General features: G+C 53.0%; 21 protein-coding genes and 1 tRNA gene. 7 read left to right on the top strand and 15 right to left on the bottom strand.

All coding sequences use genetic code 11. From position 1 onward, the window contains the following. Positions 1-66: 66 nt before the first annotated feature. On the bottom strand, positions 67-816 hold the full coding sequence (locus E0F26_RS08280; RefSeq protein ID WP_279241196.1) for a lysophospholipid acyltransferase family protein: 750 nt from the start codon (positions 814-816) through the stop codon (positions 67-69). 132 nt (positions 817-948) lie between these two features. On the opposite strand from E0F26_RS08280, the gene E0F26_RS08275 reads away from it, so the two are divergent. From E0F26_RS08275 to E0F26_RS08265, 3 genes are all read left to right on the top strand, one after another. Next, complete coding sequence (locus E0F26_RS08275; protein WP_279241195.1) at positions 949-1278, top strand: hypothetical protein; 330 nt, start codon at positions 949-951, stop codon at positions 1276-1278. Between the two features lie 177 nt (positions 1279-1455). After that, positions 1456-2874, top strand: a complete 1419-nt coding sequence (locus E0F26_RS08270; RefSeq protein ID WP_279241194.1) for an SDR family NAD(P)-dependent oxidoreductase — start codon at positions 1456-1458, stop codon at positions 2872-2874. A 149-nt stretch (positions 2875-3023) separates the two neighbouring features. Further along, positions 3024-4181: an epoxide hydrolase family protein gene (locus E0F26_RS08265; RefSeq protein ID WP_279241193.1), complete on the top strand. Its 1158-nt coding sequence runs from the start codon at positions 3024-3026 to the stop codon at positions 4179-4181. 4 nt (positions 4182-4185) lie between these two features. Here the strand turns inward: E0F26_RS08265 and E0F26_RS08260 are convergent, their stop codons facing one another. Next, positions 4186-5892, bottom strand: coding sequence for an amidohydrolase (locus E0F26_RS08260; protein ID WP_279241192.1), 1707 nt, complete (start codon positions 5890-5892; stop codon positions 4186-4188). Positions 5893-5948: 56 nt separating this feature from the next. Continuing rightward, positions 5949-6173, bottom strand: coding sequence for a SlyX family protein (locus tag E0F26_RS08255; protein ID WP_279241191.1), 225 nt, complete (start codon positions 6171-6173; stop codon positions 5949-5951). A 227-nt stretch (positions 6174-6400) separates the two neighbouring features. Between E0F26_RS08255 and E0F26_RS12500 the strand changes: the two genes are divergently transcribed. Beyond that, positions 6401-6631, top strand: coding sequence for a translation initiation factor (locus E0F26_RS12500; protein WP_320416185.1), 231 nt, complete (start codon positions 6401-6403; stop codon positions 6629-6631). A 13-nt stretch (positions 6632-6644) separates the two neighbouring features. Here E0F26_RS12500 and E0F26_RS08245 read toward each other — a convergent pair whose 3' ends face one another. Both E0F26_RS08245 and E0F26_RS08240 read right to left on the bottom strand, forming a co-directional pair. Continuing rightward, positions 6645-7760, bottom strand: coding sequence for a zinc-binding dehydrogenase (locus tag E0F26_RS08245; protein ID WP_279241189.1), 1116 nt, complete (start codon positions 7758-7760; stop codon positions 6645-6647). Between the two features lie 118 nt (positions 7761-7878). Beyond that, positions 7879-9687 carry a transglycosylase SLT domain-containing protein gene (locus E0F26_RS08240; RefSeq protein WP_279241188.1) on the bottom strand — a complete coding sequence of 603 codons (1809 nt, stop codon included), beginning with the start codon at positions 9685-9687 and terminating at the stop codon, positions 7879-7881. 201 nt (positions 9688-9888) lie between these two features. Between E0F26_RS08240 and selD the strand changes: the two genes are divergently transcribed. Beyond that, the gene (selD, locus tag E0F26_RS08235) at positions 9889-10944 is read left to right on the top strand and encodes a selenide, water dikinase SelD (RefSeq protein ID WP_279241187.1); all 1056 of its coding nucleotides are present in this window, start codon (positions 9889-9891) and stop codon (positions 10942-10944) included. Then, the gene (gene mnmH / locus E0F26_RS08230; RefSeq protein ID WP_320416184.1) at positions 10937-12091 is read left to right on the top strand and encodes a tRNA 2-selenouridine(34) synthase MnmH; all 1155 of its coding nucleotides are present in this window, start codon (positions 10937-10939) and stop codon (positions 12089-12091) included. Before selD ends, mnmH begins: the two co-directional genes overlap by 8 nt. 66 nt (positions 12092-12157) lie before the next feature. Here the strand turns inward: mnmH and E0F26_RS08225 are convergent, their stop codons facing one another. From E0F26_RS08225 to E0F26_RS08210, 4 genes are all read right to left on the bottom strand, one after another. After that, complete coding sequence (locus tag E0F26_RS08225; protein ID WP_279241186.1) at positions 12158-13291, bottom strand: class I SAM-dependent RNA methyltransferase; 1134 nt, start codon at positions 13289-13291, stop codon at positions 12158-12160. Between the two features lie 247 nt (positions 13292-13538). Next, positions 13539-13614 (bottom strand) — tRNA-Arg (locus tag E0F26_RS08220). 84 nt (positions 13615-13698) lie between these two features. Continuing rightward, positions 13699-15090 (bottom strand): phosphotransferase family protein, encoded by a 1392-nt coding sequence (locus E0F26_RS08215; protein WP_279241185.1) that lies wholly within the window; start codon positions 15088-15090, stop codon positions 13699-13701. Between the two features lie 5 nt (positions 15091-15095). Continuing rightward, positions 15096-16361 carry an acyl-CoA dehydrogenase family protein gene (locus E0F26_RS08210; protein ID WP_279241184.1) on the bottom strand — a complete coding sequence of 422 codons (1266 nt, stop codon included), beginning with the start codon at positions 16359-16361 and terminating at the stop codon, positions 15096-15098. A gap of 180 nt (positions 16362-16541) precedes the next feature. On the opposite strand from E0F26_RS08210, the gene E0F26_RS08205 reads away from it, so the two are divergent. Further along, positions 16542-18305, top strand: a complete 1764-nt coding sequence (locus E0F26_RS08205) for an N-acyl-D-amino-acid deacylase family protein (protein WP_279241183.1) — start codon at positions 16542-16544, stop codon at positions 18303-18305. On the opposite strand, the gene E0F26_RS08200 is transcribed toward E0F26_RS08205, so the two are convergent. The 6 genes from E0F26_RS08200 to adk all read right to left on the bottom strand — a co-directional run bounded on the left by E0F26_RS08200 (position 18302) and on the right by adk (position 23241). Next, entirely contained in the window at positions 18302-19054 is a 753-nt protein-coding gene (locus E0F26_RS08200; protein ID WP_279241182.1) for a DUF429 domain-containing protein, read from the bottom strand. The two genes, E0F26_RS08205 and E0F26_RS08200, sit on opposite strands and share 4 nt — an antisense overlap. A 35-nt stretch (positions 19055-19089) precedes the next feature. Next, positions 19090-20340, bottom strand: a complete 1251-nt coding sequence (locus E0F26_RS08195) for a cytochrome P450 (protein ID WP_279241181.1) — start codon at positions 20338-20340, stop codon at positions 19090-19092. Between the two features lie 25 nt (positions 20341-20365). After that, positions 20366-20683, bottom strand: coding sequence for a 2Fe-2S iron-sulfur cluster-binding protein (locus E0F26_RS08190; protein WP_279241180.1), 318 nt, complete (start codon positions 20681-20683; stop codon positions 20366-20368). 89 nt (positions 20684-20772) lie between these two features. Further along, positions 20773-21534 carry an SDR family NAD(P)-dependent oxidoreductase gene (locus E0F26_RS08185; RefSeq protein WP_279241179.1) on the bottom strand — a complete coding sequence of 254 codons (762 nt, stop codon included), beginning with the start codon at positions 21532-21534 and terminating at the stop codon, positions 20773-20775. 90 nt (positions 21535-21624) lie between these two features. Next, entirely contained in the window at positions 21625-22548 is a 924-nt protein-coding gene (locus E0F26_RS08180; protein ID WP_279241178.1) for a glutathione S-transferase family protein, read from the bottom strand. Positions 22549-22602: 54 nt separating this feature from the next. After that, entirely contained in the window at positions 22603-23241 is a 639-nt protein-coding gene (gene adk / locus E0F26_RS08175; protein WP_279241177.1) for an adenylate kinase, read from the bottom strand. Positions 23242-23300: the final 59 nt, after the last annotated feature.

Below are 23300 nucleotides of genomic sequence, written 5' to 3'. Positions count from 1 at the left end.
TTTTTTATTGTTAACAGACTTTTTATCGGCCTGACCGACGCATCGCCTTAGGCAGTCGCTCAAAGACTAGTCGATGTAAGCGTCAGCGTCGATCACACGCATCTCGTCTTCGATCCATTTCTCGACTCGCGACATCAGCGCAATCGCATCCTCACCGCTCTTGGGAACGATGGCTGGACCAATCGAAAAGTCAGCACGACCGGGAATGAAGGTCCACGACTTAGCTGGCCAGCAGCGCCCGGTCGCTGCCGCAATGGGAACGATAACGGCATTGGTCTCCAATGCTAAACGTGCAGCCCCTGACTTATAGAGCCGTTGTTGACCGCGCGCTGAGCGCGTTGCCTCAGGAAACATAATGATCCACTTACCTTCATCCATAAGCCGCGCACCAATGCTGGCTACGCGTCGCCAGGCGTCCCCCTTGGCACTCCGATCAATGGGCACCATATGAAGTCGACCAATGGCCCACCCGAAGAACGGCACTAAGTTCAGCTCTTTTTTGTAAACATAAGCAACGGGATGATTCATCACGCTTGGAAAAAAAAACGTCTCGAGCGTGGACTGGTGTTTACTGCAAATGATGACTCGGTGACCTGCGTCTGCGGCCTGTGTAAGGTTTTCGTAGCCCGTTACGCGAGTTCGCACACCCCCCACCCATCTGACCGCAAAAATAGCAAGCTGCAGCCAGGGTCGACCGATCCAAAAATAGGTCACTCGATAGGGCATTAAAAACGAGGATACGACGAGAATCGACGCCAGTGGTACGACCGTCGTGGCCATGATCAAAAAAACCAAAACCGACCTGAGTGCTCGCATTACCCCCCCCAAACTGACGCCACAACGTGGCGCTCGATACTAACAATTCTCGTCACGGTCGCAAGCGCAAACAGCGTCAATACGGTTTTTACGAGAAGTCTCAGGGTCTATACTGTCGTTGAGGGCACGATTTTGAAGAAACCACCATCAAAACAAGACATTCGGCAGCGACTTGAGCGTCAAACTCGTTCGTTTCTAGACGATGGCGGTGAGATCGAGTCGGTCCCCTTGGGTGCAAGTGCCGTTGATGAGGCCGTTTCACCCATCAAGACACCCATTTTTTCGGGTAAACCGCAGACCCGAACACCGGTAAACGATGTCATCGAAACGCTGAGACGTCGTCGAGAGGCGAAGTTGCGACGAAAGCCATCGGCCACAAGAAAGCGCAAAACCACGCGGCGCAAACAGATTCTTTACGACGATTTTGGTGAACCACTGCGTGTGGTGTACCACGACGAATAGCGCCGGGTGAACTAAGACCGGCCGCTGGGCGTAAGCTCTCTGGCAACTTACATGACGACCCATACGAAAGTGACGCATCAAAGCGAAGGTGTCAGTCAACGCACTTCACGCAAGCCACGGTGCGATGAATCGAACCTCATGACCGCACTATGACCGTATTAAGGTGAATCCATACCCATGCTAAGTATTTCACGATCGATAACCGTAAACCGTTCGGGCTATGACTGCTTTCAATATCTAAGCGACCTTAGGAATTTGATCGAATGGGACAACCAGGTAAAAACATCACGTAAGTTAGGCGGCGGTCCCGTAGGTCGCGGAAGCACTTTCACGGTGCACTTAGTCGCAGGATGGTTTACCTACCCAATCACCTATGTGATAACTCACTGGACGCCTTCTCAAAAGCTTATTATCGAAGGCAGGAGCGCCTTTTTTACTGTCAAAGACACGATTGAGCTCGATGAGGGCGAAGAAACGACAGACATCAGCTACCAAATGGAGCTCCATCCAAAATTTGGCTTTACCGCATTGTTGCGTCGCGCCGAAAGCAGCCTGAATCAACATTCCGACCGACTCATGGCGCAACTTAAAAGTGCACTGCAAGATGAAAAGCGCGAGGCGACGTTAAGCCCCCGCAACGCCAAGGCTGATGGAGTTACTTGGCGTGCTCTCGCCTGTTTTACGCGGTTTGGCTACCTGTCGGGTCGACGCATTTGGCTACCCATGTCTGAACGCTTAGAGGGACAACATGTGGTGCTAACTGGTGCAAACTCCGGTATCGGTCTTGCGGCAGCTATCGATCTCGCCGCAGCCGGCGCGGCGCTTACGCTCGTGGTCCGGAGTCACACCAAGGCCGAAAAAACCGCTGAAATTATCGCCGCAGAAACCGGAAGAACCGATATTGCGTTTGAACTTGCGGACCTGAGCTTGATGAGCGACACCGAGGCGCTGATCGAGCGACTGCTAACCACAGACCGCAAAATCGATGTCCTGATCAACAATGCGGGTGCATTGTTTAACGAGCATTCGCGCACAGATGAGGGGCTAGAACAAAGCTACGCGCTGCTACTCCTCTCTCCCTGGCGACTCACAGAAGCACTAAAGCCGCTGTTGGTTAACGCTTGGGGACCCGCCCGCGTTATCAATGTTGTATCGGGAGGCATGTATGCGGAGCGACTTAATCTTAAACGCTTAAATATGGCTGCTGAGGGATACCGCGGTGCGCGGGCTTATGCACAGTGCAAGCGAGCCTTAAGCGTTTTGACAGAAATATGGGCAGAGCGCTGGGCAGACGATAATATCGTCGTAAATGCCATGCACCCCGGCTGGTCAGATACCCCGGGCGTACAAAAATCCCTACCCCTATTCCGGCGAATTACACAGCTTGTTCTGAGGTCGCACAAGGAGGGGGCGGACACCATTGTCTGGATGGCCCGGTCCAAACAGGCAGCGTTATCGTCGGGCAAACTGTTCTTAGACAGAGAACCCCGCTCGACCTATCTGTTGGGCAATAACGTTGAACAACCGGATACTCGAGCCGGCCTCGAGCCCATGCTCCGTAGCGATTTTTCAGCCGCGCTAAATACAGTTAACTGAGATTCTGGGACTGAACAATTGTTTGCTTTCGCCCCACCTCCTACGCCTGCCGAAAGTTAACCGTCTTATTCACTTATTTGAAAAAAGAGACTTGAGACTCCCTACGTCGTTGCTTAACGTGGTGCTTTCGATAGTGGACGGCTCGGGTCATGCAAACAACGCCAATACACCTCTTCACACCGAGCTTCGCGGTCGAAGATATTGACGACTTAACCTCTCGGCTCAAACGCACCCGCTTCCCAAATGCCGAAACGGTTGAGGACTGGTCTCAGGGTATACCCCTCTCCTATCAACAAGAACTCATCGACTATTGGATTCATGAATACGATCATCAGCGGGTCCCTTCAAGGCTGAATGTGTTCTCGAACTTTCAGACTGAAATTGATGAATTGGATATTCATTTCATACACCACCGCAGTCGACATACTTCCGCTACACCCTTACTGATAACGCACGGCTGGCCAGGTTCCGTATTGGAATATTTAGACGTCATCGAAGCGCTGACCAATCCGACGGAACACGGTGGGTCAGCAAGCGACGCTTTTCATGTGGTTTTACCGGCACTGCCCGGATTTGGGTTCTCCCAAAAACCGCGAGGGCCCGGAGTTGGTGTGCCTCAAATCGCCAGTATGTGGGAACGACTCATGTCGCGACTGGGATATGCGCATTTCCATGCGCATGGCGGCGACTGGGGCTCTATCGTTACACAGGCAATTTTACTGCAATCAGAAACGGCATGCTCAGCCGGTCATTGCACCCTTCCAGTTGTCCCACCCGACCCATCTACCTTAGACAACCCGCTACCCGAGGAGATTGATGCGGTCGAATCGTTTCAATTCTATAACGATTGGGATTGTGGGTATTCAAAGCAGCAAAGCACCCGTCCGCAGACACTCGGTTATGGGTTAGCCGACTCTCCCGCTGGGCAGATGGCTTGGATTGTTGAGAAATTTGCTTTCTGGATGGATTGTGAGTCGCACGGTATCCGACATCCGGAGAACGTTATTAGCAAGGATGTTCTTCTCGATAACGTCATGCTGTATTGGATGACTAACTCGGCGGCGTCCTCCGCAAGACTCTACTGGGAGAGCTTTAACAAAACGAACCTCGATCCCATTTCTCGTCCCATTGGCTTGAGTGTCTTCCCAAAGGAAATTATGCGCACATCAGAACGGTGGGCACGGGGTCGATTCAAACAGCTCACTCACTTTAACAATCAGTTCGAGCGCGGCGGTCACTTTGCTGCGATGGAAGTGCCTGAAACCTTGATCGATGAGCTACGTGCGTGGCGATCCACAACGCCGTAGAAACTTACCGCTCAAAGTGCGTAACACCATCAATAACGGTCATATCTACCGCGAGTTCTCGCATGTCCGGCGCGGTAAGTGGGCTGCCCGATAACACCACTAAATCAGCGATTTTACCGGGCTCAATGGATCCTATCTCATTATCCATAAAGACCTGCCAAGCCGCATCAATCGTGACAGCCCTCAAAGCGCTCATACGGTCTATTCGCTGATTTGGCCCCAGCACGACGCCCGTTTTCGTTTTTCTTTCTACAGGGCTCCATGCGGCTTGTAATGGCCTCATAGGCGTCACGGGCGTGTCCATATGCGACGAGAAGCGAACGCCCGCGTCTTGCGCCCATTTCGCAGGACTCATATTTGCCGCGCGCTCGGGCCCCATGAAAATACCCGCGTGCCTGTCACCCCAAAAGAACGTGTGAGCGGCGAAGAAACTGGGTGTGACGTTTAACTCGGCCATTCGGATAATCTGATCCTGGCGCGCCATTTGCGCGTGGATAATAAGTGGCCGAGCCTCAGGCCAAGGATGTTTTTTGCCCGCGGCCTCAATAGCATCTAACGCATCCTCGATTGAGGCGTCTCCATTACCGTGAATGGCGACCTGAACTCGCTGCTTGTACAAGCCCGCAACTTGCTCAAAAAGCACGTCGCGTAATACCGCAGGATAACCTCGATATTCTTCGTCGCCCTTGTAAGCATGGTGATAAGGTTGACTCAAGTACCCTGTAAATCCCTGAATACTCCCATCCGCAATGATCTTTACGCGAGGTACAACCACCCTGCCGCCCTCGAACTCGGCAAGGCCAACCTCACCGCTTATTAACTGCTCCCCCACCTCGTCGAACCAAGGGAACAAGGCAACTCGCAAGGGTATTTGGTTGTACTCAGACATTGGTCCCAACAAGCTCGCAAGCGCCTTTGGCATGCCGCCAGACGAGGCCGTAGTAACCCCGTATTCCAAGTACTCCGCCGACGCTAGCTGGGTCATCTTCCATACATCACCTGCTGAAAGATCAAGGGTTTTTTGCCGAGCATCGTGAGTGGCGGTCTCCTCAAGGATCCCGTTGGGCCTTCGCTTGTCGGGCGAGCTCAGATCTCGAACAATGTGTCCGCCCTCTGGGTCTGGGGTGGTCTCGTCAATAGCCAATTCTGTAAGCGCTGCTGAGTTGAGCACCATCAAATGGCCCGACACATGAACGATGGCGATTGGCCGCGTCGCTGAGACTTGGTCCAAATCGTCTCGTGTTGGATGTCTCTTCTCGGTAAGTAAGGTGTCATCGTAATTACTACCCACTAACCAACCATCAACTCTCTCGGCACCGAATGCCCTCAGTTTATCTAGCAGCTCATCGATCGATTTCGTGTCGCCAATGGGTGGACTGTTTAAGTCAACCGTGAAGGCCGTTTGCCCCGAACCCGGGAAATGACCGTGGGCGTCAACAAAACCGGGGATTAACGTTCTACCGGCGAGGTCTATAACCTCGGTGTGTTCTGCTATGAGTTTGCTAATAACCGCATTCGCACCGACCGACTCAATGCGGCCGTCGCGAACGCTGATTGCTTGCGCTACGGTGTTGTCAGCGTCCATCGTGAGCACTTCACCGTTGTAAAATACTTGATGCCGCGGCGGCACCGGATCATTTATCAGCGTTTTGACGTACAGGCCACCCGCGAGTAGTGCGGCCCCCAATGCGATAACAGTGCGCTTTAACATACCAAGTACCTACTTTTTGATTTTTATTGTTATGGTTTTAACGATTTGGCCTTGCCTCAGTAGTGTGGGGGGGCTGGCTCTTCATCGGAGTCCCCCAAATGCTCGATGAGGGCCGCCTGCTCCTTGAGGCGATTGCGCAACTCATTTAGCGTCACCTCCACCTGCTCCAGCCGTTTGTGCTGGCTTAACAGCACCTGCTCTAGCTCATCATTCGCTACTTCCAAAAATGCGATTTTAGCCTGTAAGTCTGTCAATTCAGATTTGATTTCTTCATCATCCATGGCGGTATCCTACCCTGTGTTTTTTGTTATCCAAAGCGCAGACGAAGCATATCAACTGATAAACTCTGCACGCTCGATTAGGCGTTAAGGCGACAACGGTGAAGGCAAAAAAGAACTCTCGTGCTGTGTACAGTACTGATCGAGGCAGGTTATGCCCCCAGTGTCTAAGGAACGCGGCGGAATGCGTTTGTGGAAAAGATCGCCCTTCGTCAGCGGGTGACGGAATTGTGCGAATAACCCGAGAAACGAAAGGTCGTGGCGGGAAAGCCGTCACCGTTATTAGCGGACTGCCCGTCTCACCTGAAGAGTTAAAGATCATCGCAAAAAAACTTAAGCAACGCTGCGGTGTCGGCGGCTCCACGAAGGAGGCCACTATCGAAATACAGGGCGACCAGCGGACCGTTTGTAAGGACGCGCTGGAGGCCCTGGGATATACCTGCAAGTTAGCCGGTGGCTAGGGCACTTATCAGACTAGAAAGTAATAAGCGCCTTCTGCCCTGTCCTGCGAACGCCATATTTTGCGCCTGCAAGCGGTGTGACAGATTCAGCTAAGGTGATGCGATCTGAATAGTGACTTGCGAAGGTTGTGGTGAGTTCAGCCACAACCCGTGACTGCATACGCCCAACAATCTCTCTACCAGCCTTCATCATAAAGGGAGTCAACAGCCATCCATTGATCCCCCAAGAGAAGCCGTAGCCTCTATTGAGCGTTGTTGGCGCCAAGTCCAGAGCACCGTAAATATAAAGCTGCTTGAACTCATTGGAGCCATAGCGTGACCATTCTGTCATACGCTCTACCGCGGCAGCCTCCATAGCCATCAAGATTGCGTTACCCAGCTTTCCACCCCCAATTGCATCAAATGCCAATGTAGCACCCGTTGCGCTAAGCGCCGCGCTTAACTGAGCGGTGAAATCCTCCGCAGAACTGTTGACTACGTGCTCTGCTCCCTGCCCCTTTAGAAGCGCGACCTGCTCTTCACTTCGAACCACGTTCACGAGAGGAATGCCGTCATTCAAACAGATACGATTTAGCATTTGACCTAAGTTTGACGCCGCGGCGGTGTGAACGATCGCCTTGTGACCTTCCATTTTCATTGTTTCAACGAAACCTAATGCGGTCATCGGGTTGACGAAACATGAAGCGCCCTCCTCAGGCGTCGTGCTATCGAGCAAGGGGATGACCTGAAAAATGGAGACCGTGCGATAGTCTGCGTACATTTCGCCACCGAAGAGCGCCACGCGCTTTCCAATAAGCGCCTGAGCCTCGGGGCTTGCGCCGGCCTCAACCACAGTACCGCAGGCCTCGTTGCCAACAGGGAGCCACTCGCCAATACGTGTTGCCATCGCGCGCATCGCAGGTGCGGGGACGTCTAAAATAATGGAAGGGTGCCCGTTGCGTTCTGAGGCTCTAATGGAGTCGACATCGGCCGCCCCAAACATGAGACCCAAATCAGATGGATTAACGGGTGATGCCTCAATTTTCACCATCACCTCGTTATCTTTGGGCGATGCAATGTCGACCTCAAACAAGGCACATTCGATGGTGCCCTCTTCGTGGACACAAGACTGCATTTGGAGACTTTTCATATTAATTTCCTATCGGTTTATTTTAGCGCGAGTCGTTTTTACTGCGCCGAGTAGAGCAAACATCATTTTTTAGAGCAATGCTTACAGTGGCAAATGACTCTTGCCCTGGCGACAACAATTAATACTGATAATCGCGCTCAAGGTCACTTAGCATTTCTGCGGGCTTACCGGCTTTGAGCCGATATATTACGGTGTAGGCTAAAACCGCGCGAACATATTCCCTTGTCTCTTTAAAGGGAATGGTGTCAACCCAGCGCGCAATACTCATGGTGCCCTCAGACCAGCGACGGACACGATTGGGACCCGCGTTGTATGCAGCCAATGCGAGTACGCGATTACCCTTATAGTTGTCGATCAAATCAGCATAGTAGAGCGCACCGACCGCCGTATTGTATCCCGGACGCATCAGACGTGACCGTGAATAACGATAATTGTGTTTGCGCGCTGTGAGTCGAGCCGTGCTGGGCATCAGTTGCATCAATCCACGTGCCCCCACTTTCGAGACCGCATCCGGCGATAGCGCACTCTCGCGGCGCGCAACGGCCATGAGTGACTCAGCAGTTAACCCGGATTCTGAGGCGGCATTCGCGAATTCCTCACTAAAAACAACGGGAAACCTTAGATCTACACGATCCCAGGCACCGGCGGCTGCCGCGGCCTCAATTGCCCATGGATGAAGCCCGACTGAAGACGCTAACTCCGCCAGCAAAAGCGCCACTTGTTTATCAGCGAGCGCTGCCCGAAATTCAGTGCGAGCCTCCCATTTTCTTCCCAACGCTAACAGCTCTCTCACCCGATCAACTAACATTTTTTGATGGGGCGTTACCGCATTTTCTCGCTTGGAGGCAGAGCCTAATGTCGGCGGCTTACTCAGCGTCGACGCAGCGAGGTAGGCGTGAAATCCACGCCCCATTGCAAGGCGCTCAAAGGTAGACTGCGCAAATTCGGCCTCGCCCGGGCCTGCGGCAATGGCGCGCCAGTATTGCCACTCATCCGCCGCCTGTTTGCCTTCTGACAACCAGTCAAAACCTTCTCGAAAAGCCGCCCAATCCGCCGCATCGATCTGCGCCCGTAAATAAATTTCGCTGAGCTCGTCCTCCTTAAGCAAAATTAAGGTCTTTTTAACCCATTCCTGTGGCGCAGCGCTCTTCGCAAACAAGCTGTGTCGCGCAATGAGGCTTTGCATTTCGCTTAGTTGATCTGCGCGAAATTCAAACCGCTCAGAGAGCGTTTGTAGCGCTGTAAAGGCCTTACCTGGGTTGACGCGAGCAAGACGCTTAACACCTAAGTAAGCGATATCGCGTTGATGCATTTCTTGTCCACGCACCTTTTGCGTAACGCGGTCAGGTCTTCGGTAAATTTCCCCCAAGTCAGCAAGACTTCGTTTTAGTTCTTTTGACGCAAATCGTTGCAGATAACGAAGCAGGTAACTGTTGCGCGCATCCGCTGCCTTGAGTGCGCGTTCCCAGACAACATCGTCGGTTGGACCCGAGTGTTTTATCCAGGCCTTAAATACGGGGTCACAGGCTTTGATCTGAGACTTCCCAACGCTCCAAGCCGTGTTCAGCAATACGTTAGCCGCATCGACCCTTCCCATACTTAGTAGCGCATGAGCTCGATGACATGAGAGCTCAGTGCTCAAGTCAGATCGGTTGGTTACCGCAATGATGGTCCGCCAGCGGCGGTCCTCAACCTTGTGACGCACAAAACTTCGGAGCGTGCGCATAGCGAGCGGTGATCCATCAGCCGTCGCCATGAATTGGTTCATTTCCTCGCTGCTCGCGTAATGTAAGTTACCCTCAATTACGAGGGCATCAAGATAGATGGCTAATGCATAGTTCGAGAGCTCATCTCGCAGCGACTGATAACGAGGTCCAACCCCTGTCCTCAACTCTTTGACCGCGAGTTCGAATTTTTGTCGCTGCACTGAGGGCTCAGATACGCTAGACGCGACAGCCAATCGAGAATCGAATCCTAAGAAAGAAAGGACCGTTAGGAGACAAGCCGTGAGGACTGTGCGAGAGTTTAGTGGGGTAACGCAGAACATCAGTGTGAGCATGAAGCGAGCGCACGTTTTTTTCAATGAATTAAACGAATGAAAACCAACGCAGGAGTATCCGAGAGCCACATGACGACAGACAGTATTCGCCTCACGCAATTCAGTCCAGCTGCTGGCTGCGGTTGTAAGCTCTCCCCTGACATATTGCGTCGCATTCTAAGCGGAGTTGAGACAGGAACACCCGAAAACACTCAAGCCTCGCTGTTAGTAGGTAACGACTCGCGGGACGATTCAGCAGCCGTTGATATCGGTAACGGTCGCGCATTACTCAGCACAACTGATTTCTTTACACCCATTGTGGATGACCCTCGAGAATTTGGTGAGATTGCCGCCACCAACGCGATCAGCGATATCTATGCAATGGGGGGCACGCCAACGGTCGCAATCGCCATACTGGGATGGCCCGTGGATAAGTTAGCGCCTGAAGTTGCAAGGGAGGTCTTATCAGGTGCCCGAGCCATCTGTTCCAAGGCAGGAATCACATTAGCTGGTGGCCACAGCATTGACATATCCGAACCCATTTTTGGGCTGGCCGTATCCGGCCTAGTAGACATTAATCACCTCAGACGAAATGATACGGCGATCGACGGCGATGCTCTCTTTTTAACAAAGCCGCTCGGTGTGGGAATCATCAGCACGGCGGGCAAAAGAGCGCGCGCAACCCAACAAGATTTAACGCTTGCGAGCGATAGCATGCGCACGTTAAACAACATTGGCGCCGAATTATCGTCCCTGGAGGGCGTCACGGCGATGACCGATGTCACAGGTTTTGGGCTGGCCGGCCACCTTAGTGAAATGATGCGTGGCAGCGGTCTCGACGCGAGCATCGACTGGTCAGCAATCCCCACAATGGGTGATTTAGAACGCTACATAGCAGAGGGCTGTGTTCCCGGTGGTACGGACCGTAATTTTGGCTCCATCGCAACGCACTTGCCGCCTCTAACCGATTTTCAGCGAGCCGTTCTTTGCGATCCACAAACCAGCGGCGGCCTACTTATCGCTGTGCGTCCTGATGCACGTGATGAGATTGCATCAAGATTACACGCGGCGGGGCTCCCAGGTAGGCCCATTGGCGAACTATCGATCGCGACCTCGGACCAACCTAAGTTAACACTTCGTGCCTAGCTCCTCCCAAAGCCGCATTTTGGCCTCCGAATTCGGCAGCCTTTTTACTGAGAACCGCTTGCTCATTGACACGCGTGCGCCGGTTGAGTTTGAAAAAGGCTCGTTTCCTGCGGCAATCAACCTTCCGCTTATGAGTAACTCAGAGCGTGAACAAGTAGGCACCTGTTACGCCGAACGCGGGCAGGAAGCGGCCATTTCACTCGGGCATGAACTTGTGACGGGTACTGCGAAGGAAGCACGCATTGAGCAGTGGATCAGTGCCATAAAAAGTGCACCGGAGGCCGCTTTATTTTGTTTCAGGGGCGGCTTGCGATCGCAAACAACGCAGGCTTGGCTGGCGGAGCGAGGTTGTCACGTACCGATTATCGAGGGTGGCTACAAGGCATTACGCCGATTTCTCATTGACAGCTTCGCGGCGTCGTTACAGGCATCAAACCTTGTCGTGGTAGCAGGCCGAACAGGTGTCGCCAAAACGGCACTCCTGAATCAATGCGCGGAGTCTTGTGGCTCATCACAGGGACTCGTAACGATTGATCTAGAGGGTTTGGCGAATCACCGAGGCAGTGCCTTTGGTAAACGAATTACACCGCAGCCCAGCCAGATTGATTTTGAAAATGCGATAGCAATTGCCTTTCTTAAGGCAATTAAATCTGATGCATCGGCCGTAGCGGTAGAGGATGAAAGTCGGCTTATTGGTCGCTGCGCCCTCCCGATACTGCTTCAAGAGTGCATCGCCAAGGCACCTGTCATAACCGTCGAGGCAAGCTTAGCGCAACGTGTGGAACACTCCTGGCAAAATTATATTCTTCAAAATCACAGTGAATTGGTGAAAGTCGCGGGCGATGATGAGCATACTTTTGAGGTTTTCGCTGCATCACTAAGAAACAGCTTGGAAAACATCAAGAAGCGTCTGGGCGGCGTCAGGTATTCGGAATTATCGGGGCTTCTAGAGACAGCCATCTCAGAGCATCGTTTAGGTCGTTCCGAGACACATAAAGCCTGGATAGAGATCTTATTGCGTGACTATTACGACCCCATGTACGACTACCAGCTGAAGTCCAAGCAGCGCAGAGTCGTTTTTAGTGGTGATTTTGACGCGGTTGCACAGTATCTCCAGCAAAGCCCCTCTCCTTGGCTAAATGCTTAAACGCGAAATAACGTGACAACCACACTATGGATCAGCGATTCGACTCCTTTTAGGTCTCACCCCTTGTCACTGCCGTTCAAAGACGGAGAGCACCTCTAAGTGAGGTGTCTGCGGAAACATATCCAAGCCCTCTACCTGAGTCAGTCGCAAACCTTGGTCTTGTAAAAACTGTGCATCGCGCTGCCAAGTGGCAAGATTACACGAGATATAAACAACCCATGAGCACTCGGAGAACACGGAGCCAAAAGCGTCTCGCGCCTTTAATCCATCTCGCGGAGGGTCGAGAACGACACCGTTAATCGACGGCAGCGACGATATCAACGCGCGTATTTGTCGATCGTCAAAGAGGTTTACCCGCTGAGTGGTAACCGTGGCTAAGTTGAGTGCGGCAAGCGCCTCAAGCGCCACCTCATCGCCCTCTACTGCCACAACCTGCGCGTGCGGGTTTCGCTCAGCTACCACCGACGTCAAATTGCCGTTACCACAAAATAGCTCGAGTACGGGGCCCTCGGGTACGAGCGATGCGAGCTTATCGGCGAGCCAGTCACGCATGACCGCATTCTGACTATCATTTGCCTGTCTAAACGGTTGCCTCTTGTCTATGAGGGGCGCATCTCGCTTGTCATCTATATCGAGGGCAATCCATTTCTGTTTCGACCTCGGGCGCCACGCACTATTCGGTAAGCTGTCGCGCAGACGGCTTAATAACGCCTGATTAGCGTCTGTTAATACGGCGCATGTCTCTATGTCAGCCAGGTCGTGGGAGCTCGCCCCCAGGTAGCCCAGCTCCCGCCCATTGGTTTTAAGTTGGGCGCGATTGCGGTAACCCAATTGTCTTACTGAGCCGTTTACAGGACAGCTAAGATGCGTTGCATTGAGAGACGCCAACGCCGATGCCAGTTTTACCTGTTTGGCAGAAACCTGCGCCTCATAGTCCATAAACATCCATGGGCAACCACCGCATTCACCCTGCGTGTGATAGATGCAGGCGGGTGTCACTCTGTGGGCGTGCGCCTCAGTTACCTCAAGAAGTACCGTTTCCGTCATGGCGCCTTGGCGGGTTCTTCGAACCCGGACACGCTCACCGAGCCAAACGCCCGCAACGAATATGACTTGTCCATCTGGCGCCTCGCCGACACCACGTCCATCGCTCGCTAAATCACGAATAAGGATCTCGAGTTCATCGGTTTTTGGTGGCACCCGCCGACGAGCTTTACCGGGCGCCTTAATTCTAACTTTCCGCGATGACATTAATGTGGGCTGCCGTACTGGCCGAGGATTCACTAGTCTATCAGCAGGCGCCAAAGACGACGGCAAAAAAAGCAAATACGTCTGACAGAAATAATGGCGGGCGTCCTCAAAAAAGGGCTGAGTTGCACGTTGACCCGATGTCGGGGGCTCAGATGCTTACGTGAATACGCGCTAGCGCAATTGATTGCGCGTTTGATGGCGCCGCTGGCAGGGATCGAACCTGCGACCTTTCGCTTAGGAGGCAAACGCTCTTCCGACTGAGCTACAACGGCACAGGCGTAAGTCTAGGACACTCCCCCACAAAAACCTAACGAAAAAGTAGGCCTTATCGAAGGCGCGGACTAGGGTAAATCCGCTCATGAATTCGTGAGTGCCGAGTATTTTGGCTGATCAATATAAAGTCTGTGAGCCACTGTTTGACGAAGGTGTGCACCGAGGATATCAACATCCATCGGCTCGTTAGACCGAAGCGCCGACACGAGATTCCACCTTAGCTGCTCCAGGTCCTCATTACCTTCAAGCCCCGAAAACAACGACTTCAACCCGGCGAGTTCGGCACGCTCTGCAGCGGGTGCGAAAGAAAGCTCGCGCTCTGCAATGGAGAGTGAATTGACCGCGACACGCATCAAAAATTGGTCTGCCCCTTCGAGCTTTTCGCCAACATGCTCAGTCAAATGCGACTTTACCGATCGGATAATCTCACTGACAGATGGGAGATTTGCATCACTTATCTTATCGGGGTGGGCGGGTAGCTCACCCGGGATGAGGAGGTGGACGCAATCCATTTGCGCTTCGCTACTGCGTCGACCAATAACGGGCCGCTCCACTGACGGTGTCTCGCCACTTCGCCAGGTATTCGCCATACCCAATGTCGTCACTGACCACCAAAACGAACCGAAGACCTCCCAGAACCGCAGTGTCGTGAGATCTACCGGCTGGCCGGTTTCCGATTCGTAGCCCGCGATAAGATCCTCGACCTTACCAAAGCCCCCAACAGGCAAAGATCGGTTACCAAATCGCCATGAATTGACACACAGCCAACCGAGGTCTCGCATGGGGTCACCCATGTGGCAAAGCTCCCAATCAAGCACAGCACCTATGCCATCGGGCGTTACCATTAAATTACCGTTCCTGAAATCCCCGTGAACCAACGTCGTCTCAAAATCAGCGGGAACATTGCTGAGCAGCCACTGAGCGGTAAAGTCGATCATCGGTTGTGGCGTGTCCAACACAATATAGGCCTCCCAAGTCTCGCGCACTAAGGCCTCGGGCGAGACGTTGTGCAACCGCTCAACGAGAGAGCAAGGCACAGACAAGGCGTGGATTCGCGCCAACGCCTGACCACAGTCAAAAGCTAATGATGCTCTGGCACCACTCAGCTCAGGGCGTTTTACAATCCGCTGCCCCATGGTCTCGCCCTCTAACCATTCCATGATGTAGCCGTCGCCCAGACCATCTCCGGGACACAGCACATACTCGATACCGGGCACGGGCACACCGCCATGAGCGGCTAGTTGCAGTAATTCGACTTCTACACTAGGCGGTAACTGTCCGTAAGAGGATGACGCCAAGCCAGGCTGCGCTCGACGCAGCGCAAAGACCTGCGTATCGCCGCCCTTCCCTTCGATCGTAATACGAAACGTTTGCTGTGATGCGCCGGCAGTGAGCTGGCTTGAAGAGATCAGCTTCGCTCCTTCGAAATGGCGCGAAATGAGCGCCGACAGACTTTCCTCAAACGTTTGATCCACGGTTTTCAACTAACGCCTTTAGGCTTACGTTGATCCATGAAGCCAAACATATAGCCCGCAACTCTTCGCTTTTGAATCTCGTCTGCGCCCTCTGTTATTCGATACCGGCGGTGATGACGGTAAATGTGTTCAAAGGGCTTATATCGCGAGTAACCAATACCGCCATGGACTTGCATAGCCGTGTCCGCCGCCTCGCAGCAAAGCTGATTCGCCTGGTAGTTACAGATAGAGACTTTGTCCGATACCGAAAAGGCACCATCGCGATCCATAAGCCAAGCTGTTTTATGAATCAGCGCTCGCAACATTTCACAACGAGCCTGTAGGTCCACAAGTGGAAACTGAATCGCTTGGTTACTCGCCAAGGGTTTACCGAAGGGCTTACGCTCTTTCGCATAAGCAACGGCTTCATTGACGCAATATTGGGCCGCTCCCAAGCTTGAGGCCGCCTGACGAATTCGATTTTCGTTAAAGAAATGCTGCACCACCTGAAGGCCTCTGCCCTCCCCGGCAAAGATGGCTGAGTCGGGAACGCGCACATTGGTAAACCGAACCCGAGCATGGTCAGAAGGCATGTTGAACGTCCACAGGTACTCCTCAACCTCTACGCCAGGGGCACCCATCGGCACCATGAAGGCCGTGATCCCGGCAGCGTCACCGGCATTGCCCGAGGTCCGGGCCATCACCATGTCACTGTGTGCAGTGTGAACCCCGGTATTCCACGTCTTCACACCATTGATGACCCAGTCATCGCCATCGCGATGGGCCACTGTTTCCATATGGGTCGCGTCCGAGCCGTGGTCTGGCTCCGTAATACCAAAGGCAAAACCTCGCGTCGCATTTTTCAGACCGGGCAACCAGTCAGACTGCTGCTCGGGCGTCCCGTATTCCAGCATCAATAATAGGCCAATGTTATTGCCCACGACTGAATGCTCATTTTGCAAATCGTTGTGTAGACCAAGCCCCTTTGCAGCCAGATGTTCGCGAATGATGGCCATCCCTAAGTTGCCACCATCCCGCCCGCCATGTTCACTTGGGAAGGGGTAACTAAAGATTCCGGCTGAAATCGCACGACGTTTCGCCTCAGCCAGCAACGCCTCCCAATCCTCATTAGGCAAGCCTTGCCGTTCCCAATCGGTTCGCGCGTCCTCGCGTCGATGATCGAAGAACCGAATATTGTCGTCAGCGGCCTCCAAGGGTTTGATTTCACGCTCAATAAAGCGATCCACCTCATCGAGAAACTGTTGTATTTCCAACGGGATATCAAAATTCATAGCTGCCCCAGATACCGTTCTAAGATCACGGTTAAACCGTACGGATCTTAACTAACAAACTCAACCGTATTTCTCTGGATTGACTAACCCTACCGAGAAGACCCCCATTCACGCTTGACACCCCATTCACTGTTCTGGATGAATGCAGGAAATAACCACGCTAGGCAACGAGGAAACACTATGAGTTATGACCTTCTGATCAAAGGGGGCACGGTCGTCGACGGTACTGGTTGCGAACCCTATTTAGCCGATATCGCTATTACAGGCGATACCGTCGCCGCCGTTGGACTCGACCTCGGTGATGCAAAACAAGTCTATGACGCCAGTGGTTGCTTTGTGGCGCCAGGCTTTGTTGATATTCATACGCACTACGACGGCCAAGCAACATGGGACCAGGAGATGGCGCCCTCTTCATGGCACGGCGTTACCACTGTCGTTATGGGGAATTGTGGCGTCGGATTCGCCCCCGCAGCACCCGATCGACACGACTGGCTCATTGGCTTGATGGAGGGCGTCGAGGATATTCCCGGCTCTGCACTCTCTGAGGGTATGTCATGGAACTGGGAGACTTTCCCTGAATACCTAGATGCACTGGAGGCAATGCCGAGAGCAGTCGATGTTGCCACACATGTTCCACACGGTGCTGTGCGTGCCTATGTGATGGGTGATCGAGGTGCGGCGAACGAAAGTCCAACCGAGTCGGATATTGCGCGTATGGCAAATATCGTCGAGGAGGGTCTTCGCGCAGGCGCTTTGGGTTTCTCCACATCGCGCACCGTACTGCACAAGTCGGTCGATGGTGAGCTCGTACCTGGGACCACCGCAACACCCGAAGAACTTATTGGCATCGGCCGTGGCATGGCGCGCGTCGGTCATGGTGTGTTCGAGATGGCCAGCGACCTTGTTCCCGAGTGGAACGAGTTTGGCTGGATGGGCGATCTCAGCCGCGAAACGGGGTTACCGGTCACCTTCACTGCTCTTCAATCTCCAATCAAAGCAATGAGCTTTGACGATCAGATGGCCAAGATGCGCGAGCAGAATATGAAAGGTGCCAATATCCTCGCCCAGATATCGATGCGGGGTACCGGGCTCATATTGGGATGGCGAACGACTTTCAACCCGTTCTCATTCAAACCAAGCTGGGCCGAAGTGGCCGAATTGGATACCGCAGACCAACTGGCAAAACTTGCCGAGCCTGAATTCAAAGCCAAGTTAATTTCCGAGGAGTCCGTCTTCCCCGAAAGTGACGTCCAATTATTGGCGGAACTCATGGCAAACGCCTTTACCCTACAATACGAACTTGGCGATGGGTTTAACTACGAGCCGAGTGAGGAGCAATCGATCGCCTATCTGGCTAATCAGGCTGGCGTATCGGGTGCTGAATATGCCTATGACCTTATGATGAGTGACGGCGGAAATGGGTTTATTTATTTCCCATTACTCAATTACGCCGACGGGAACCTAAATTTCCTCGAGCCCATTTTACAATCTGACGATTGCATAAACTCGCTTTCAGACGGCGGGGCGCATTGCGGGACAATTTGCGACGCCGCATCACCCACTTTCATGTTGCAGCATTGGGTTCGTGATCGTGAGGGTTTCCGATTGAGTATTAGCGAGGCTATTAAGCGTCAGTGTGCAGACACTGCAAGGGTCTACGGATTGGAGGACCGGGGCGTGCTGGCTCCTGGCTACCTCGCTGACATCAATGTCATCGCGCTCGATAAGATTGGAATGAGCAAACCGTGGGTGGCAAATGATTTACCTGCGGGCGGCAAACGACTCCTCCAGTCTGCAACAGGGTACAAGGCAACCTTTAAATCGGGGCATTTAACCTTCGAAAACGGTCAATATTCAGGCGCCACACCGGGTGGTTTGATTCGTGGTCCGCAATCTAACCCTGACCAAAGTGGCAGTAACTCGGCTCTAAAAGCCGCCAGTTAAGCCGGCGCCACAATACCCATCGTGAGGCCCCTGGCATCGACAGGGGCATCGTTGGGAATCTGTAGTCGCTCGTTTGATGGCCGCTCCGCGGTCAGCAAGCAAACCAGTGCATCGATTAAATCATCGGCGAGCACATCCTTACGGCGATAGGTGTCGAGTGCGCGCTGAATTGTTGATTCAACACTCCCGAGCTCCGAAAGCAGTTTTTTCCGTAACGTGCTCCCGATAACCGTTTTCTTTGACTCTGCTAACGCCGCTGCGCCGTTTAAACGCGCAAACGCGACCTCGGGGTGACACTCAAACCACTGTCCGTTGCGCTCTTTCGATAGCAACCAGTCGTCCAGCTCGCGAATCTTTGGAAATAAGTAGAAGGCCTGCTTGCTGATGCCTTTACCTGACATCTCTCGTGACAGCCTATTTGCTTCAGGGTAATCACTACAGCGCGTTACTTTTCGCGCCGGCACGCCGAATATGCTGGACGAGCGATAGGGTCTTAGCGCAACTCTTGCAGAGGCATCGCAAATTCTTACGCTGTTATCATCCGTGAGTCCAATGGGCATATCGATCATCACGCTCGCATCGGGCGCAAGCACCACATTGATATCCGAGAGACGGTCAATCACAACCAGGTTTACTTCCTCGCCCTCTCGATAGGCAACAACCCACCCCGCTCGGCACCCATCTATGCCTGCGGCGTTAATCGGGCCGATGCCCGATAAATCCAGAGAGTCTTTTGACAAGGTTGGCATGGGTAATTTGAGGACCTCAGAACGAGGGGCGGAGTCTATCCGTTCGATAACCGAGTGACTTGTACCGGCATCGCGGAATAACCCCTTACAAAGTTATGACAAAGCCGAGTGGGTGGCGCCATCAATTTGATATCGCTAAAACGCTTCAATGCCTCTTCCCAGACGACACGAAGCTGCATCTCTGCAAGTCTATTCCCCATGCATCGATGAATACCGAACCCAAAAGACGCATGGTTTCTCACGCTTTGGCGATCAATTTGAAAGGCGTCGGCATTTTCTATTACGGACGCATCACGATTCGCTGAGCAGTACCAGAGAACGACCTTGTCACCAGCCTTCATTTGCTGACCCCGAAACTCGACATCTCGTGTGAGTGTTCTTCGCATGTGTGACAGCGGTGTTTGATAGCGAATAATCTCAGATACCATCGCCGATATCAGAGAGTGATCGTCTTTAACGCGCTGAAATTGCTCGGGATTTTCATTAAGAAATAGAACTCCGCCAGACATAGAGTTACGGGTCGTATCGTTACCGCCAACAATCAACAGCATCAGATTGCCAACATAATTCTTGGGGTCATCCACCATGTTAGCGGTGTGAGGGTCTCGCTGGAGCAACCGAATGAGGTCAAACGACTCAACACCATCGTCTTTACGTTGGTGCCAGAGTCTTGTAAAAACCTCGAGGATCTCCATGATGACCTCGATCCGTTCATCCCGTGTCAAACCCTGGCCCGCTGTCATGCGCTCGTCCGAGGTCACCGCATCTGACCACTCTGATAACTTGTGGCGCAGCTCCCAAGGAAAATCAAAAAGCGTCGCTAACATCTGCGTTGTGAGATTTCGCGACACCAATTCCACCCAATCAAAGGTTTCACCCTCAGGCAATGCGTCGAGGGCCTCCCCAGAGCGTTTACGGATCAGAGCTTCAAACTCTTGTAGATTCTTAGGTGCGACGACCGGCTGGACAGCTCTTCGCTGCACGTCGTGCTCAGGCTGGTCCATGGCGATGAACATGGGAGAGCGACGATCCGGCGGTGGATCAACAATGGCGATTGTGGGCTCCGAGGAAAAGACCTCGGTATTCTTCTCTATCTCTACGATATCTTCGAATCGCGATATGGACCAAAAAGGTCCAGCTGGACTGTCCGCCTGATAGTGCACAGGCGACTCTGCTCGCAAGCGCTCAAATAACGGTTGCCACGTGTCATTTTCAAAGCGCAACGGATCTGACACATCCAACTCACAGAGCGGTGTTTTACTGATATCTGCGTAGGCGGCACTCACTTGATCACGACCTAAGTCAGTCGATTTACATCTGAAATTCAGGTAGTTTTATCGTCATATCGCCGATGCTGTCACTCACCTGCAACTGACAGCTTAGTCGCGAATTGCTCTCACGGTCGGGACGCAAGCCAAGCATCGACTCCTCTTGAGGGTCCACGTCTGGCAGTGGGCCTGCTGACTCCTCGACAAAGCAGTGGCAGGTGCCGCAAACGGCGCCTCCGCCACAGTCAGCGTCGATACCTGGAACATCGTATTTCATAGCAACTTCCATGACGCTCATACCACCATCGGCATCGACCTCATGTTCCGTACCATCAAACTCAATAAACTTAATGACTGGCATTACATAACCTTAATTTGAGTGATTCTTCGGCGAAGGATTGTGAATTATTTCAGTCGACTAGGCTAGTCTTTACCGAAGGCCCAGTGCTTCTATCGGGTACCGGTCATCCGCAATATGATCGGCCTTAGAAGTCCTGAGCGAAGGAAGGGATCAAGCCACCGATAAAGTCGTCCCGAAATAACCACAGCGCGACCTGCTTCGCAGCCATTGATACCGTCCGTTACGACGGTGCTTGCTTCGTACCAAATCCACTTCGGTGAGCTATTTTTCGTATCCATCATACCCGCGACCTCGTGAAACTCGGTGTGCGTAAAGCCCGGGCATAACGCGGAAACGAAAACTCCGTCGGCTTTTGCCGCCAGATTCAACTCCTCTGATACGGCGATCACGTACGCTTTTGATGGCCCATAGTTACCCGTATTTGAACTCGGAAAGCGCCCAGCGACCGAGGCAACGTTGATCACCCGACCGTAGCCACGCCGCTGCATCTCAGGCACCAAGCGCGCACACAGTTCCGCCACCGTTGTCATCATCAACTGCTCAAACGCATGTTGTTCGTTGAAATCACTTACCGCGAGTAAATTTGGGCCTGCGATTCCCGCATTGTTCACCAACACATCAACAGACAGTCCCAGCTCGGCAATGCGCTCGCAAAGCCACTTGGGCGATTGCGGCAAACTTAAGTCGCATTCAATGATTGTGGTCGACGTTGAGACCGATTCGGCTAACGAACGGAGTTTGTCTCCCCTGCGAGCCACCAAAATCAAATGATCGGCTGACACTGCGAGTTGCTTCGCAAATTCGGCACCCAATCCTGATGATGCGCCGGTAATAAGTGCTGTGCCCCTCATCGAAGTCCTTTCCTGAGTGTGAAAAACATAGCCAGATCCCGGGGATCCTTGAATTTGCTCGCTGCCATCAGTGCGTGCACAGGTTGCAGCCTATTGATTGATTTTTATGCACTCAAAGCCTGCTGTTGGAAAGTGTACGTGCACATCGCCCACATCGTCAGACCGACGCAGCAGACTGATTCGCTCAGCATCCATACCCACAAGGGTTCCCGTGACAGGGACTTTCCCGGTATCCGTTGGCGAAACCGTTACCCATTCTCCGACGTCGGCGTGCGCTGCTGCCGCTTCATTCATAGGGTCTGGCGTCTCTGAGCGCGCAACTTCAAGGGCGTCGAGGTCTGTCATGACTGATACTTGCCCCCAACCGAACGCTTCGACCCTTTTCATCCATGCCCTAACCGCTTCGGGTAAGTGGGCTTCCTTGACACTTTGAAACGCGATGGCAAGAAAAATAGGGTGGTAGCAGCGGAAATCGCCCAAACATGGCGTATCGCCACCCAAGAAGCGCGCGCTTGATAGATTTGCAGCGAGATCTTCCAAGTATTGCTTAAAGACCGCCTTGGCCTCGGCGGGTGTCAGCATCGCAGGCGCATAGCCCACCGCAAAGGTTGCTCTGTCCTTTGCAAAGGCCATCATCCCCTTGAAACCTAATTTGAAGATCAATCCCATCGCGGTTTTCAATTGAGAATTTTGTCGAATCGCGGCAAAAAAGGCCTGCTGCTCTGCGTGATCAGCAAGTGCCACCACCGCTTCACTGTCGGTTGCAAGGGGCGAGGTGGTGCGGGCAATAATTTGCTCTGAAATCAGGGCCGTGTCGCAATAGATATCGGCGCCAACCTGTGCCACTGGAATCCGTCTGTAGCCGCCAGCAAGCAGTGACAAGGTCTCACGGGGAGGCTGTATAGGCACCTCTACGGAGTGCCATGGAACCCCCAAACACCCCGCCATCAAACGCACTTTTTCGGCATACGGTGACGCCGGGTAGTGGTACAGAATTATTTCGTTATGTCGCATGACAGGTCCCCAGATCGATTGGGAATCAAGCTTAGTCGCCTAAGGGTAGGATTACTACTGACCCAGGGCCGCTCTTATGCTCTGCGTCACCGAATCAACCAGTCCCACACCGTTTATGCGGTGATATTCGGGTCCCGCTAGATTTGTATAAAAGTCGACCAGGGGCCGAGTTTGACTCTCATACACACTCAAGCGATGCCGAACGGTTTCTTCAGCATCATCATCACGCTGAATTAGTGCCTCGCCCGTCACGTCGTCAACGCCGGGGACTTGAGGGGGATTGTGCTCGACGTGGTAAACACGTCCGCTACCGGGATGGACTCTGCGCCCGCTCATGCGTGACACAATTTCTTCATGGTCGACGTCGATCTCAATGACCTGATCAATGTCGATCCCCGCCTCGACCATAGCCTCAGCCTGCGGAATTGTTCTTGGAAAACCATCGAATAAACAACCATTTAGGCAGTCCGCCTCAGAAAGGCGATCTTTTACCAGCCCAATGATAATGTCATCGGAAACGAGGCCGCCCTCATCCATAATGATCTTAGCTCGCTTGCCTAGCTCCGTACCGGCTTTGACAGCGCTACGTAACATATCACCCGTGCTGATCTGAGGGATACCGAAGTGATCGCACAGAAAAGCGGCTTGAGTGCCTTTACCGGCACCAGGGGCACCCAAAAGAATAATTCGCATGTTGTTCCTATTTGCTGTTATTCGTCAGCATTGCGACCGAAGAGCGAGAAAATACACAG

This window comes from Candidatus Paraluminiphilus aquimaris, from assembly GCF_026230195.1.
Classification (GTDB): domain Bacteria; phylum Pseudomonadota; class Gammaproteobacteria; order Pseudomonadales; family Halieaceae; genus Luminiphilus; species Luminiphilus aquimaris.
Note: the sequence above shows the minus strand (reverse complement) of the source record. Positions and strands in the feature narration are given on the sequence as shown.

Bases quoted from the DNA above. Each gene is read 5' to 3' on its own strand.
- E0F26_RS08245 (WP_279241189.1), bottom strand. From the start codon at position 7,760: ATGAAAAGTCTCCAAATGCAGTCTTGTGTCCACGAAGAGGGCACCATC.
- E0F26_RS08210 (WP_279241184.1), bottom strand. From the start codon at position 16,361: ATGAATTTTGATATCCCGTTGGAAATACAACAGTTTCTCGATGAGGTG.
- E0F26_RS08190 (WP_279241180.1), bottom strand. From the start codon at position 20,683: ATGCCAGTCATTAAGTTTATTGAGTTTGATGGTACGGAACATGAGGTC.
- selD (WP_279241187.1), top strand. From the start codon at position 9,889: ATGACGACAGACAGTATTCGCCTCACGCAATTCAGTCCAGCTGCTGGC.
- E0F26_RS08265 (WP_279241193.1), top strand. From the start codon at position 3,024: ATGCAAACAACGCCAATACACCTCTTCACACCGAGCTTCGCGGTCGAA.
- E0F26_RS08255 (WP_279241191.1), bottom strand. From the start codon at position 6,173: ATGGATGATGAAGAAATCAAATCTGAATTGACAGACTTACAGGCTAAA.
- E0F26_RS08205 (WP_279241183.1), top strand. From the start codon at position 16,542: ATGAGTTATGACCTTCTGATCAAAGGGGGCACGGTCGTCGACGGTACT.
- E0F26_RS08260 (WP_279241192.1), bottom strand. From the start codon at position 5,892: ATGTTAAAGCGCACTGTTATCGCATTGGGGGCCGCACTACTCGCGGGT.
- E0F26_RS08270 (WP_279241194.1), top strand. From the start codon at position 1,456: ATGCTAAGTATTTCACGATCGATAACCGTAAACCGTTCGGGCTATGAC.
- E0F26_RS08200 (WP_279241182.1), bottom strand. From the start codon at position 19,054: ATGCCAACCTTGTCAAAAGACTCTCTGGATTTATCGGGCATCGGCCCG.
- E0F26_RS08180 (WP_279241178.1), bottom strand. From the start codon at position 22,548: ATGCGACATAACGAAATAATTCTGTACCACTACCCGGCGTCACCGTAT.
- E0F26_RS08280 (WP_279241196.1), bottom strand. From the start codon at position 816: ATGCGAGCACTCAGGTCGGTTTTGGTTTTTTTGATCATGGCCACGACG.
- adk (WP_279241177.1), bottom strand. From the start codon at position 23,241: ATGCGAATTATTCTTTTGGGTGCCCCTGGTGCCGGTAAAGGCACTCAA.
- E0F26_RS08185 (WP_279241179.1), bottom strand. From the start codon at position 21,534: ATGAGGGGCACAGCACTTATTACCGGCGCATCATCAGGATTGGGTGCC.